Consider the following 12,809-nt stretch of genomic DNA (forward strand, 5'->3'; position numbering starts at 1 on the left):
TAAAATAGGGAAAAACACATGAGCAATTTAGAAACTCAACCTGATGATTATGAAGTTTGGTATAACAGAGGTCTTAATCTATATAATAAAAAGTGCTATAAAGAGGCTGTTGACTGCTATAATAAAGCACTAGAAATTCAGCCTAAAGATCGAGAAATATGGAATAATCTAGCCTGTGCATTAGATGCTTTAGGGCGTTATGAAGAAGCGCTCGCTAGTTATGACAAAGCTTTAGAGATTAAACCTGATTATTATAAAGCTTGGTTCAACAGAGGTCTGATCCTGCGTAACTTAGAACGCTATGAAGAAGCGCTCGCTAGTTATGACAAAGCCTTAGAAATTAAACCTGATTCTTACCAATCTTGGTTGGACAGAGGTTGGAGCCTGCATAACTTAGAACGCTATGAAGAAGCGATCGCTAGTTATGACAAAGCCTTAGAAATTAAACCTGATTACTACCAAGCTTGGGACAGTCGCGGTGATGCATTGCGTTATCTAAAATGCTACGTGGATGCGATCGCTAACTATGACAAGGCTATCGAAATTAAGCCCGATTACTCCTATGCTTGGTTTGGCCGAGGTATTGCCCTTGATGCTTTACGTCGCTATGAAGAAGCGATCGCTAGTTACGATAAATGTTTAGAGTTAAACCCTGATTTAGATTCAGCTAAAAATGTAAAAATAATAACTTTAATACAAACAGGGAAGATATTTAATCATCTGTTGAATTCCAACAAAAGGAAAATACTGATTACGCAAAACATCGATGTATTCTTAGTGGTAAAAGTATTTTTTGATACGTTCAAATACCTGATATTATTTTATGGCGCTTTTATATTTATTGTAAAATATGGCCATAAATTGGTCTGGGATGAAATGTTAAGAAACCTCGCTTACATAGGTTTTTATGTAGGGTTTATACTATTAATTAGCAACCGACTGTGGAGAAATAAGAAAAAACTAGGCTGGGCGGTGAATATTTATTTTAGGAGTGGTATACTAGCTTATTTTAGAGCGTTAGTAATAGTTATTACAACAATAACTATTGGAACAGTCATATATATGTATGTTCCGAACTTTATGAGATAGGGATGGAGCAATTTAGTTTTTGGTAACTCAGGCAATGTCATATTACAGCCATTGATTGCCATCCAAGAACTTAATCAAAAAGTTAACGCTTCCCCAGACAATAGCGCCGATTGGAAATTGCTTGAGAACTCAGAGCCTCTATTTATACACCCGTTGATTGAGAACAAAGAAATTAGTCCACGAGTTAGTCCAGTTCAAGGAAACGGCTTTTATTTAAAATGGATAATTGGAATTCCCATATGGATGGTATTTATTCTTTCAGTTCCTTTTTGGGCTGAGGCAGAAGAAAAATGGTTTCGGAAGGGTGTTCGCAGTTGGAAGGGAATGACAATCAATTCCCTCAAGTTTGGGTTGATGCATTTGACGGCTGGGATTCCTTTGTGTTGGGCTTTAAGTTTATCGGTTCCAGGATTTTTATTTGCCTGCCGTTATAAATATGTTTACGACAGGCATTTGCGGAAATTCAATGATGAGAACCAGGCGGTTGCTGCTGGAGTAGAAGCAAGTACAGCTGACCATGCTATCTACAATGCTATTTTGATTACTTTTTTGGCTGTGACAATGTTACTAGGCTAATAAGCGGAATAGAGAATTGCTGGGGGAAATAAAGCGATCGCGTAGTATTTTTGGTTCATTGCTAAAGTTACTTTACTGCGATACCTTGGACGACACAACCGGATGTAGCCGCCACAACCAAACGGAGGTTAACCCAGCTAATAGTGCCCCTGTCCCAAAACAGACGCTATACCCAAAGGTAGCGGACAAATAACCGCTTCCCAAGCTGCCCAAAGCGCCTGCTGCCCCGATTATTGCGTTGTAAAATCCAATTGCAGAGCCTTCCTTATCTTTGCCAGCTAGTAGACCAACTGTTGTGCTGCTAGATACGCTAATTGCTGCCCAAGTAACACCAGTTAAGATATGAGTTAGTCCAATAAACACCAGATTAATTGGTGCAGGTGGCATGAGAGCAAGGAACGCAAAAATTCCAAAAATACCGCACCTAAGAGCGATCGCTTGGGCTAAAAGTTTTATACCAGGGTTTTGATTAACCCGATGGCCAACAGGAACGTACAACCAAGACTCTATTGCCGACTTAACTAAAGCAATCAAGAAGACTTGGGCATTTGTAGCCTTCAATGTGTCTGTAAGAAAAATTGGGAAGGACACAAAAACCACACTAAAAGCAAAGAAAAGCAGTATAGAACACAAATAGTAGCGCCCCAAGGGGCTTCCTAGCGGCTGAAACACCTGCTTGAAAGAATTGCGGTTAAATACAAAGTATAGGACGCGGGCTGGATAAAATATTGTCCGCCTTTCAATCACGCCTACTGTAAGTTGTCCGATTAGTTTAGGGCTAAATTTTCGGTGTCTGCGAACAATTTTCGGTTCTGGTATCCAGAGCAGGCAGAGAATCAAACTTAGTGAAGAAACAACCCCTGCAAATAACAACAATCCCCGCATGATAGCAACAGTGCTAAACCATTTGGATGCAAAAGTGAGCCAACTCATCCCGAACAAGAGGCTGCCTACAAAACTCCAACCAGTTATCTGATAAAAGCGACCGAAGAACTTAGACCATTGCTTTTCAGGAAAGCTATCTAGTACCAGCGCCGACCCCACTGGTGTGACAGCAGCCATAAAAAATCCCCCCAAGGCGGTTAACAATAACACTTGTGAGATGTTGTTCCCAAAACTGAGCATTGATGTACATATGGCGAATCCCAGAAACCCCATAAGTAAGAAAATACGACGGTAGCCAGTCCAGTCTGATAGGTTGCCCCATACAATGAAACCGAGCATACCTACTAATGATGTTAGGGCGTTTATTTTAGCGAAATCTGCTACATTTCCCCCTACTACTTGAACAATAAATAGGGGTAATAGCATAATTAGTAAACTCTCGCCCACTTTGTAGGGGACAAAGGCGAAGAACCACAACGGAACGGAATTTCCTGGTTTGCGAAAAATGTTTTTGATGGTGATGCTCATTGCTGAAAAAGTCCGTAGTCTGTTGGCGGAGTTGGCTAGTAATGGATGCATCCCATTTATGTAAAATTACTTAAAACTTCACTCACCCCCCTGTCAATGGGAGGATTTTAATTTGCCACCCCTGGGGTAATCAAAAGAATAGGGTTTGTTCATTTTAAAGAGGGTGGGATTGCAAGTGATGTTTTTACAAAAATGGGATACATCTACACAGCACCTCCGTAAAAGATTTACGAGCGTTACTCAGCAAAAACAGGAGCAATCATCTGGTACTAAGGAGTATTTTTAGCAAATCCCTTTTTATGTAAAAAAACATAAACGCTTGTATGGTGTTAACCCCATACTTTTTGGATAAGGCAACCCTATCCCCTTCCCTACAAGGAATGGAGAGACAAATGAAAAGCTCCTCCAACAAGAGGAGCTTTTCAAGACAGCGTTAAAGAGAGGTTAACCGAGAAGTATGCTTTTACCTCTTTGTTACTCTTTCAAAAAGTTTTGTTCTTGTATATTCGGTTGTTTATGCCAGCCGAATTATATATCGAAGGCGATTAATCATCTAAAATTGCCGCCTCGATTTCATCATAGGGGGAAAATTCATCCTCGTCTTCACGCGGTTGAGCAGGGATAGCCGCAACGATGGCGTCTATAACTTTAGAGACTTGGATAATTTCTAAATCCAGTTCGGGGAACTTTTGCCCTTTGGGAACGATAGCTCTTTTAAAGCCTAATTTAGCAGCTTCTTTTAGCCGGAGTTCCATCTGGGAAACGGCTCGAACTTGTCCGCCTAAACCAACTTCACCAATGAGTACAGTACCGGGATCTACAATGCGATCGCGGAAACTAGCGACAACTGCGATCGCTATTCCCAAATCTACTGCTGGTTCTGCTACGTTCAATCCCCCAGCCGAAGCAACATAAGCATCTAATTTCGATAAAGGAATCCCTACTCTTTTTTCTAAGACTGCTAGAATTTGCTGCAATCTGTTGTAGTCAACACCTGTAGTAGAACGGCGGGGCGAAGGGTAACTCGTAGGACTCACTAAGGCTTGCAATTCTACTACAATTGGCCTCGTGCCTTCGCAAGCTACTACCATTGCAGTACCGGGAGCCGCTTCATCGCGATTTCCCATGAATAACTCAGAGGGGTTAGGGACTTCCCTAAGTCCCTGGTGAATCATTTCAAAAATGCCGATTTCGTGAGTTGCACCAAAGCGATTTTTTACCGAACGCAGCAAGCGGTGAGAAGCAAAGCGATCGCCCTCAAAATAAAGCACAGTATCTACTAAATGTTCTAATACCTTGGGGCCAGCGATCGCGCCTTCCTTCGTAACGTGCCCCACAATCAACAAAGTTATATCCGCTCCCTTCGCCACCTTCATCAGCGCCGAAGTGCATTCCCTCACCTGAGCCACAGATCCCGCCGCCGAAGTCAAATTAGGAAAATACACCGTCTGGATACTGTCAATCACCGCCAAATTAGGTTTGAGCGATTCCAGTTCCTTCAAAATTTCTTCGAGATCTGTCTCTGCAAGGACATACAGGTTAGCGCCATCAACAGGTGGACGCCTTGGAGCTTTTTCATTCTCTTCCTCTGTTGGGTTCGTAGTGGGGGATTTTGTCTCATCTGCTTCTCCCTCTAACAGGGGGAGTTCGGAGTTTACATCCTGAGTAATCCCCACACCCAGACGCGAAGCCCGCAGCTTCACCTGTTTGCCTGACTCTTCTCCACAGACATAGAGAACGCGATAATTCTGCGACATCTGATTCGCCACCTGAAGCAGAAGCGTTGACTTCCCAATCCCCGGATCGCCCCCAATCAGCACCAAAGAGCCAGGAACAACCCCGCCGCCCAGCACGCGATCCAGTTCCCCATAGCCAGAGAACCATCGCTCCTCCTGCCCGTCAATAATTTGCGGGAACGTCAGAGAAGCTCTCGGCTGCGGTGCTTTCCCTGCTGACTTGCCATTGCCCCGGTGACTAGATTGCAAACCCCTACTCGGAAGAGCCGCTGAATGGGTAACTAACTGTTCTTCCAGGCTGTTCCAGCTTTTGCACGATGGACACTGACCGTACCATTGTGAGGATTCGCCCCCACATTCGTTACAAACATAAGTTGTTCGAGGCTTTGCCATTTTTAAATTGTGAAATAATCTAACGTCTGCACCTAATCTTAAAAAAGGCTGAAATCCTTTAATTATGAGTATTTTGGCGTTTTTATTCTGACTTAATTGAGTGATATCTTAATGATAAGGTACTAAAACTTAATGAAAAGAAAGATCCGTGATTAGGAGGGTTTAAGAGATTGGAAAGCCATAAAGAAAAAATTTTGGTGGTAGACGACGAAGCAAGCATTCGGCGGATTTTGGAAACTCGTCTTTCCATGATTGGCTACGATGTAGTTACAGCCGCCGATGGTGAAGAAGCCTTAGAAACATTTCGCAGCGACTGTCCTGACCTAGTGGTTTTGGATGTGATGATGCCGAAGCTCGATGGCTACGGAGTTTGTCAGGAGTTGCGAAAAGAATCTGATGTGCCCATCATTATGCTAACAGCGCTGGGGGATGTGGCCGACCGCATCACTGGTCTGGAACTGGGGGCTGATGATTATGTCGTCAAGCCTTTTTCACCCAAAGAGTTAGAAGCTCGCATCCGTTCAGTCCTGCGGCGGGTGGATAAAACTGGTGCAACTGGTATTCCTAGTTCTGGAGTTATCCATGTTGGGAATATCAAAATCGACACGAACAAGCGCCAAGTCTACAAAGGCGATGAACGCATTCGGTTGACTGGAATGGAGTTTAGTCTCCTCGAATTGTTAGTTAGCCGTTCTGGAGAACCTTTTTCCCGTTCTGAGATTTTGCAGGAAGTTTGGGGTTATACCCCAGAACGCCACGTAGACACTCGCGTGGTTGATGTCCACATTTCTCGTTTAAGAGCAAAGTTGGAAGATGACCCCAGCAATCCAGAACTTATTCTCACAGCACGAGGGACGGGCTATCTCTTCCAGCGGATTATTGAGCCAGATGAAGTCTAAGAATAATTTATGAGTGTTGAGTGTTGAGTAAAAAATCAAACTAACCTTTCTACTCAAAACTCAAAACTATTTTGGAGCATCGAGGAATTTGGAAAGTCGTAAAGAAAAAATCCTGGTAGTTGACGACGAAGCTAGCATCCGTCGGATCTTAGAAACTCGTCTTGCAATGATAGGCTACGATGTCGTCACTGCCGCCGATGGAGAAGAGGCGCTGGATACCTTTCGCGGTGACGATCCCGATCTGGTGGTTTTAGATGTGATGATGCCAAAGCTTGATGGCTACGGTGTCTGTCAGGAATTGCGGAAGCAATCGGATGTCCCCATCATCATGCTGACTGCGCTGGGGGATGCTGCTGACCGCATCACTGGCTTAGAGTTGGGAGCCGATGACTACATTGTAAAACCCTTCTCGCCAAGGGAACTGGAAGCGCGTATCCGCTGCGTTTTGCGGCGGACGGAGAAAACCAGCACTTCTGCAATTCCCACTTCTGGCGTCATCTATGTGGGAAGTATAAAAATCGATACCAATAAACAGCAAGTCTACAAAGGCTCGGAGCGGCTTCGGCTCACGGGGATGGAGTTCAACCTGCTAGAGTTATTGGTCAGTCGCTCTGAAAAAGCTTTTTCTCGTGCTGAGATTTTGCAGAAGGTTTGGGGTTATACCGCAGAACGCTACGCAGACACTCGCGTGGTTGATGTGCATATCTCGCGGCTTAGGGCAAAATTGGGAGACGATCCGAGCAATCCAGAGTTAATTCTCACGGAACGAAATATTGGTTATAAGTTCCAGCGGATTGTTGAGCAAGATGAAGTTGGAGAATAATTATGAGTGTGAGTGTTGAGTGAAAAAACAACACTCTCTCTTCACTTCAAAACTGGAGGCGGAGCAACTCCTGCTCCGCTCAAAACTCAAAACTATGAATAATTATGAGGGTTGAGTTTTGAGTTAAGAAACACGGCTTTTTCTTCAATTCAAAACCGGAGGTAGAGCAGCTCCTGCTCTTCTCAAAACTATTCTGAAGCATGGCTAAACCAGATAGAAATCGAGTCTTGCGCCTCTTGCCAATTGTAGTTGGCGGGTTGGCTGGTTTTTTGTTACTAATTAATCGCTTGCTGACTCCCCAGCTTACCGATTCCCAAGCGCGTTCTGATGCGTTGGGGGTAATTATAAGTGCGGTTCTGATTTTGACTGGGTTGCTGTGGCAGCAAGTGCAGCCGCGATCGCCCGACGCTGTGGATCTCATCGGCGAAGAAGGTTTTGAACTAAAACCAGATTTGCCGCAAGATGTCAAGACAGAATTAGCTTGGGCATCGCATTTGTTGCTTACTAATACAGTGACGCGATCGCTTGTAGTTTACTATCAAGGCAAAGTTTTATTGCGCCGGGGCATTTTGGGCGTTAACCCAGAAGTGAAACCGGGGCCAATTTTGCAACGGGTGCTGGAAAAACAAAAGCCAGTTTATTTAGTTGATTTGAAGGCTTATCCAGGAAAAATTGAGTTTGTTTATTTGCCTGAAAATACCCAAGGGGTAATTTGTCAGCCCCTTGGTAATAAAGGCGCGATAATATTAGGAGCAAATACGCCTCGCAGTTATACCAAGCAAGATGAAACCTGGATCGAGGGAATTGCTGAAAAAATAGAAAATACGCTAAGTAATTGTTTAGATAATGTCGCTCCCGCTGAGATCTAAAAAACTATGGTGATTCTGTACTGGCTCCTACTTTTCCTGATGCTTGTTGGCATTGTCGGTGCTGTGGTTCCTGGAATTCCGGGATCGAGCTTAATTTTGATCGCTATTGTAGTCTGGGGTGCGGTTACAGGTTTCAGTTCTCTCGGCGTGCCGTTAGGCGTGGCGATACTGGTTTTGCTGCTGAGTATTGGCATAGATTTTTTAGCTACTTACTGGGGAGCCAAACAAGCAGGCGCTAGTAAGTGGGGGCAAATAGGAGCGATCGCGGGCTTATTTATAGGAATTTTTGGTTTGCTGCCAGCTTTGCCCATTGGTGGGCCGCTGTTGGGGATTATAGCAGGGCCATTAGTGGGGGCGATTATTGGCGAATTTCTCTATCGACGCGAGTTGGAATTCGAGCCTAGAGCTAAGTTAGCACTTAAAGCTGGTTTGGGGATTGTGTTAGGTTCGCTGATTGGAAATTTGATTCAGGGAGTGTTAGCGATCGCCACTGTTGTGGTCTTTGTGTTCGCAACTTGGCCCCCAACAGCAGGATTGTAATTGCCCTATTCCTTATAGCGTATTTCTTTTTGCATACCATCTCATAGTGTGTTAACCTTTGCCTAGCCTTAGCAAGAGCTGAAAGTCCGGCAATATCATGTTTTTGTCCGGATTTAGGGCTATTCAGGCGTAGTATGAGAAAGACTTTGGGTGGTGTGAGGAAAACTACTGTGGGTCGTCCAGACCTTTTAGCCCTAGCAAAACAGGGCGACGAGAGCGCGATCGCTACTCTAATTAATATTGCTTCGCAGAAACACGGTTTAACCGCCACAGTCAGCCGAAACGGTAGCTGCTTGCATGTGGTGCTGGTGTCTGCTCAAGTGCCAGAACAATACCCATGCATCCGCTTGATTTATGATGGGATGCAACGGCTGGGCAGCCCATATATAGACTGCGTGCGCGTTTACGGGCGACAAAGCGATCGATATTGGCATAACTGGACAATTAAGTTAAACCTACGCGAACCTCTTTCTTCGCATTTATCTCCAACCGAGACTTTAATCGCAGCCACGACTGCAAGCCCAGAATCGATACAAATTGAGATGCAGCCCTCGGCTGTAACGAGCGATCGCAAACCAAAAGTTATACAAACAAAGTACCGAAAAAAGCAGCAGCAAAAACAATTATTGCGGTTATTAGGCTGCATCGGCTGGGTGCTGATAGCGACGGGAGGTTATCTCGTCGGCGCTCAACTCAATTCCCAAGAAGCCAGGAATTCTAAAAAACCTTCGCGGAATACGCCATCTAGTTTAGTGGCAAAAAAGCCACCAGCAAGCAAGAAGCCTAAAGTTAAAGAACTCCGCAAATCTGCGGAAAGTTTAGAAGGTTTTTCTGCATTAGAACCAATATCTAGAAACCCCGATACAGCTATTACCATAAAAGCCGTAGGAGACATGGTTCCTGGTACAAAGCTTTCTCGCAAACGGACACAAAACATTGGCAATGACATCATATTTAAAGGCGTCAAACCCTATTTGCAAGGCGCTGATATTTTATTTGGCAATTTTGAAAGTACATTAACCAACTATACCAAAAGCCCCAAAGATACCAAGCGTGAAAGGGTTCATGCCTTCCGCACGCCGCCAGAATATGCAAAGCTGTTGAAAGACACGGGTTTTGATGTTTTAAGTGTTGCTAACAATCATTCATTAGATTATTCTTTAGTAGGTTTTGCCGACACTATAAAAAATATAGAGAAGGCAGGAATGAAATATGTTGGCAAGAAAAATCAAATACTATATTTAAATGTTAAAAATATTACCGTCGCTTTTATTGGTTTCAGCCATTCGGATTTTCACAATTCCATAAACGATCTACCTGCGGCAAAAGCTTTAGTAGAAGAAGCCAAGAAAACTGCCGAAATTGTCGTGATATCAGTTCATGGTGGTGCTGAGGGAATCGACGCAGCTAGAGTTAAGAATAAGCAGGAAATATTTTATGGAGAGAATCGAGGAAACATGGTTCTCTTTGCCAGGAGCATGGTAGATTACGGAGCAGATTTGATTTTAGGACATGGCCCCCACGTTGTCAGATCTGTAGAAGTTTATAAAGGAAAATTGATTGCATATTCTTTGGGCAATTTTGTAGGAGACGGAGCGTTATCTACTAAAGGAGTGCTGAGTAATTCGCTAATTTTAAACGTGCAATTAAGCAAAGAAGGAAATTTTGTTGCTGGAAACATTATTCCTGTTTATTTAAATAGCCAAGGAATCCCCCAACCAGATAATAAGCTTCGCAGCGTAGAAATGCTTCGCAGTTTAACTAAAAAAGATTTTCCAAATACGCCAATTACTATAAATGAAAAAGGGGAAATTTCAAAAGAATAGTAAGAGCGATCGCGTTATAATCTTCCCCAACCCATCTATTGCAAAGAGAGGGGCTAAGATTTATTGCCCCTTTGCTGCAAGGTAAAAGGGTTTGCGTGTTAGGTTTACCTTGAAGTATTAAAGCGCATTTTTGATTTAATATCAAATATATTTAACTATAAAAAATGAATTAAACAACTTCATAGCGTAGGTTGGCTTGAGGCACGCAACTCAAAATTGGCAAAAGGTTTATGGGTTTCGCTTGCAATCTACCCATCCTAAAATAACCTGAGTTCGGGTTAAGCAGAAGGGAGAAAAAAGGCATCGATATTGAGAGAAGGCTTCTTAGGACGAAGGCAATAGGCAATCAATTAAACTAATCAGGGGACGAGCGTGTAAAGCTTTGGTGTAATGACTTTTAGCTTACTTGCTTGTCCCTTTCTTATCCCGAACTCACGTTACATATAAATCGCACGGCTCAGACGAACCCCGAAATCGGCATCCGGATTTGTCGTGGCGTCACCAAGCCGCTCTTGCATCACTGCAACTGCTAAGTCCCGGCGCTTTGGCGATCGTGATGCGTCGGCAGATGCCAGCGCTGCCGCCATCTGTTCGCGCGTGAGATCGGTGCAGTAGCAGGGCGTGCCTGGTTGCTGACGCCACGAATCGGCGAGCGTGCCGGCGTCGAAAGCATCAAGCCCGGTGTCTTCGACGAGCGCCATCGCCACGGAGCGATCGTTCTCGCGGTCAGCAGCCACAGGGAGGGCAATACGGTCAGGACTTCCAGCAGGCTTGCCCTTAGTGGCGAAGGAGCCGGACCCGATCGCGTTCCACGCCTTGGCGATTGGCCGGCCTAGCTGTTGGGCTACCCAAAGGCTCTCAACCTGCCCGGCCTTGATGGCATCGATCTTGTCGTCGCGGTGGGGATAGTAATTGGACGTGTCGATGACGACTGTCTCGGCTGGTAGGTTAGCGATTAGCGGCGCGATTGTGGGAATGCGGTTGAGAGGGATCGAGAGGATCACCGCGTCAACGTCCTCCACCGCTTGGGCCGTCGAGACCGCGCGTGCGCCATAAGCCAGCACATCGGCCTCGATCGTCTCTGGGCCGCGAGAGTTGGCCACCTTCACGTCGTGTCCGGCCTCAGCCAGTTTGCGTGCCAAAGTCTTCCCGATATGACCAGTACCCAAGATCCCGATGTTCATTTTCTTCGTGTTACTCATGGTAAATCCTCCGTGTAAATCTTCCGTTTTGAATGTGAATGTCTGATAGTGAATGTCTGTTAATTGTGGAAAGTCACGCTTTCTTCGATAGGGGCCTTGTCGATCCGGTAGCGATTGGCGGTGGCCGCCTTGTCGGGATAGCCGAACGAGATACCGAACAGCATCTTCAGGGACGGATCGATGCCCAACAGCTCGCGGATCGTGTCGGCGTAGAAGCCGAGCATCGTCTGCGGTATGCCGCCAAGTCCGTGCGCCGTCAGCGACAGCAACAACGTCTGAGCGTACATTCCGATGTCGCCAGCCACTCGCACATCGTCGCCAAAGGAAGGCATGAAGAGCAACGCGGCGTGCGGCGCACCAAAAAATTCCAGATTGTATCGCGATGCGAGCCGGCGATCTTCGGTCGCCTCGCGCGGGACGCCAATCGCCTGATAGTAGGCCGCCCCTTGCGCCTTTGAGCGCTCGCTGTAGACGCCGCAAAAATCGGCGGTGGAGAAGCTGAAGTCCGGTGTCATCCGACCAGCCTCGTCGTCCGCAAGGAGAGCCTTGCTGAGCGCGTCGCGTGTCGCGCCGGAGACGATGTGAACCTGCCAGGGCTGGGTGTTGCAGTTCGAGGGTGTGCGTTGTGCGTCTTCCAGAACCGAGCGGAGCACAGCGTCGGGGACAGGGGTTGGCAGGAAACTCCGGACAGAATGACGCTCACGCACAGTCTCTTTAAAAGACAATGTTTGCGACGGCCCGTTTGCTAATTCGATGGTGCTGCTTGTTACAGGTGTTGTATTTGACATGGTGAATCCCAAAAAGGTGGTCATTCGGTAATCCAGTCGGGGGCGTTGGCTGAACGGGGATGACCTAGCCCGTTCAAGGTGTCGCGAAGCTCGGCAACGTCTTCATCGGAGAGACGGCAGGCCGTCTCGATCTTTTCAGGGATCGAGCACGCTGCCTCGCGAAGTGCCTCGCCCGCTTCTGTCAGATCGATAAGAACGCGGCGTTCGTCCAGCAGGTCACGAGTGCGCGTCACCAACCCCGCGCTCTCAAGGCGCTTTAAGAGGGGCGTCAAGGTTCCGTTATCCATACCGAGTTCTTGCCCTACTTCCCCAACAGTGCGCGGGGTGCCCTCGTAGAGAGCGAGCATGACCAGAAACTGAGGATAGGTCAGGCCCAAAGGCTCAAGAAAGGGCCGATGAAGCCGAATGACGCGGTTCGACGCACTATAGAGGGCAAACGAAAGCTGCCTCCCCACCTGTCGCCGTTGGTTGATGTTCGAGTTGTTATCCATTTAAAAATCCAGTCATCAACTATTATATTGTGTACTGTATAATCGTGCAATACCTATAATTCACTTTTTTTCTGGGTTTTCTACGGTGAACCCTATAAGCGCGTGTTTCATCGGGCGTGAAATTGGCGTTTCGCCGGCTTTGGCTTGGCTCACCGCTTGAGCAT

12 protein-coding genes are annotated in these 12,809 nt (G+C 46.0%); 7 read left to right on the forward strand and 5 right to left on the reverse strand.

Annotation, left to right across the window (positions count from 1 at the left end):
• Positions 1 to 18: 18 nt before the first annotated feature.
• Together H6F77_RS05935 and H6F77_RS05940 are read left to right on the forward strand one after the other, a co-directional pair.
• Complete coding sequence (locus tag H6F77_RS05935; RefSeq protein ID WP_190486293.1) at positions 19 to 1,089, forward strand: tetratricopeptide repeat protein; 1,071 nt, start codon at positions 19 to 21, stop codon at positions 1,087 to 1,089.
• A 51-nt stretch (positions 1,090 to 1,140) separates the two neighbouring features.
• Entirely contained in the window at positions 1,141 to 1,665 is a 525-nt protein-coding gene (locus tag H6F77_RS05940; protein WP_190486296.1) for a hypothetical protein, read from the forward strand.
• A 72-nt stretch (positions 1,666 to 1,737) separates the two neighbouring features.
• Here H6F77_RS05940 and H6F77_RS05945 read toward each other — a convergent pair whose 3' ends face one another.
• Positions 1,738 to 3,078, reverse strand: coding sequence for an MFS transporter (locus tag H6F77_RS05945; protein WP_190486298.1), 1,341 nt, complete (start codon positions 3,076 to 3,078; stop codon positions 1,738 to 1,740).
• Between the two features lie 545 nt (positions 3,079 to 3,623).
• A complete protein-coding gene (gene radA / locus H6F77_RS05950) occupies positions 3,624 to 5,207 on the reverse strand; it encodes a DNA repair protein RadA (protein WP_190486300.1) in 1,584 nt (527 codons plus the stop codon).
• Between the two features lie 170 nt (positions 5,208 to 5,377).
• On the opposite strand from radA, the gene rpaB (H6F77_RS05955) reads away from it, so the two are divergent.
• The 5 genes from rpaB (H6F77_RS05955) (at position 5,378) to H6F77_RS05975 (ending at position 10,164) form a co-directional block, all read left to right on the forward strand.
• Positions 5,378 to 6,106, forward strand: coding sequence for a response regulator transcription factor RpaB (gene rpaB / locus H6F77_RS05955; RefSeq protein ID WP_190486302.1), 729 nt, complete (start codon positions 5,378 to 5,380; stop codon positions 6,104 to 6,106).
• An 88-nt stretch (positions 6,107 to 6,194) separates the two neighbouring features.
• Positions 6,195 to 6,929 (forward strand): response regulator transcription factor RpaB, encoded by a 735-nt coding sequence (gene rpaB, locus H6F77_RS05960; RefSeq protein WP_190486304.1) that lies wholly within the window; start codon positions 6,195 to 6,197, stop codon positions 6,927 to 6,929.
• 200 nt (positions 6,930 to 7,129) lie between these two features.
• Positions 7,130 to 7,798 (forward strand): cofactor assembly of complex C subunit B, encoded by a 669-nt coding sequence (locus H6F77_RS05965; RefSeq protein ID WP_190486306.1) that lies wholly within the window; start codon positions 7,130 to 7,132, stop codon positions 7,796 to 7,798.
• 6 nt (positions 7,799 to 7,804) lie between these two features.
• The gene (locus H6F77_RS05970) at positions 7,805 to 8,338 is read left to right on the forward strand and encodes a DUF456 domain-containing protein (protein ID WP_190486309.1); all 534 of its coding nucleotides are present in this window, start codon (positions 7,805 to 7,807) and stop codon (positions 8,336 to 8,338) included.
• 134 nt (positions 8,339 to 8,472) lie between these two features.
• Positions 8,473 to 10,164, forward strand: coding sequence for a CapA family protein (locus tag H6F77_RS05975; protein WP_199321195.1), 1,692 nt, complete (start codon positions 8,473 to 8,475; stop codon positions 10,162 to 10,164).
• Between the two features lie 437 nt (positions 10,165 to 10,601).
• Here the strand turns inward: H6F77_RS05975 and H6F77_RS05980 are convergent, their stop codons facing one another.
• Genes H6F77_RS05980 through H6F77_RS05990 form a run of 3 tightly spaced genes read right to left on the reverse strand, consistent with a single transcriptional unit; the run spans position 10,602 to position 12,645 of the window.
• Positions 10,602 to 11,366 (reverse strand): NADPH-dependent F420 reductase, encoded by a 765-nt coding sequence (locus tag H6F77_RS05980; protein ID WP_190486311.1) that lies wholly within the window; start codon positions 11,364 to 11,366, stop codon positions 10,602 to 10,604.
• A 59-nt stretch (positions 11,367 to 11,425) separates the two neighbouring features.
• The gene (locus H6F77_RS05985; RefSeq protein WP_199321196.1) at positions 11,426 to 12,178 is read right to left on the reverse strand and encodes a nitroreductase; all 753 of its coding nucleotides are present in this window, start codon (positions 12,176 to 12,178) and stop codon (positions 11,426 to 11,428) included.
• Positions 12,175 to 12,645: a MarR family winged helix-turn-helix transcriptional regulator gene (locus H6F77_RS05990; protein ID WP_190486313.1), complete on the reverse strand. Its 471-nt coding sequence runs from the start codon at positions 12,643 to 12,645 to the stop codon at positions 12,175 to 12,177. Before H6F77_RS05990 ends, H6F77_RS05985 begins: the two co-directional genes overlap by 4 nt.
• Between the last annotated feature and the right edge of the window lie 164 nt (positions 12,646 to 12,809).

The organism is Microcoleus sp. FACHB-831 (genome assembly GCF_014695585.1).
GTDB lineage: Bacteria > Cyanobacteriota > Cyanobacteriia > Cyanobacteriales > FACHB-T130 > FACHB-831.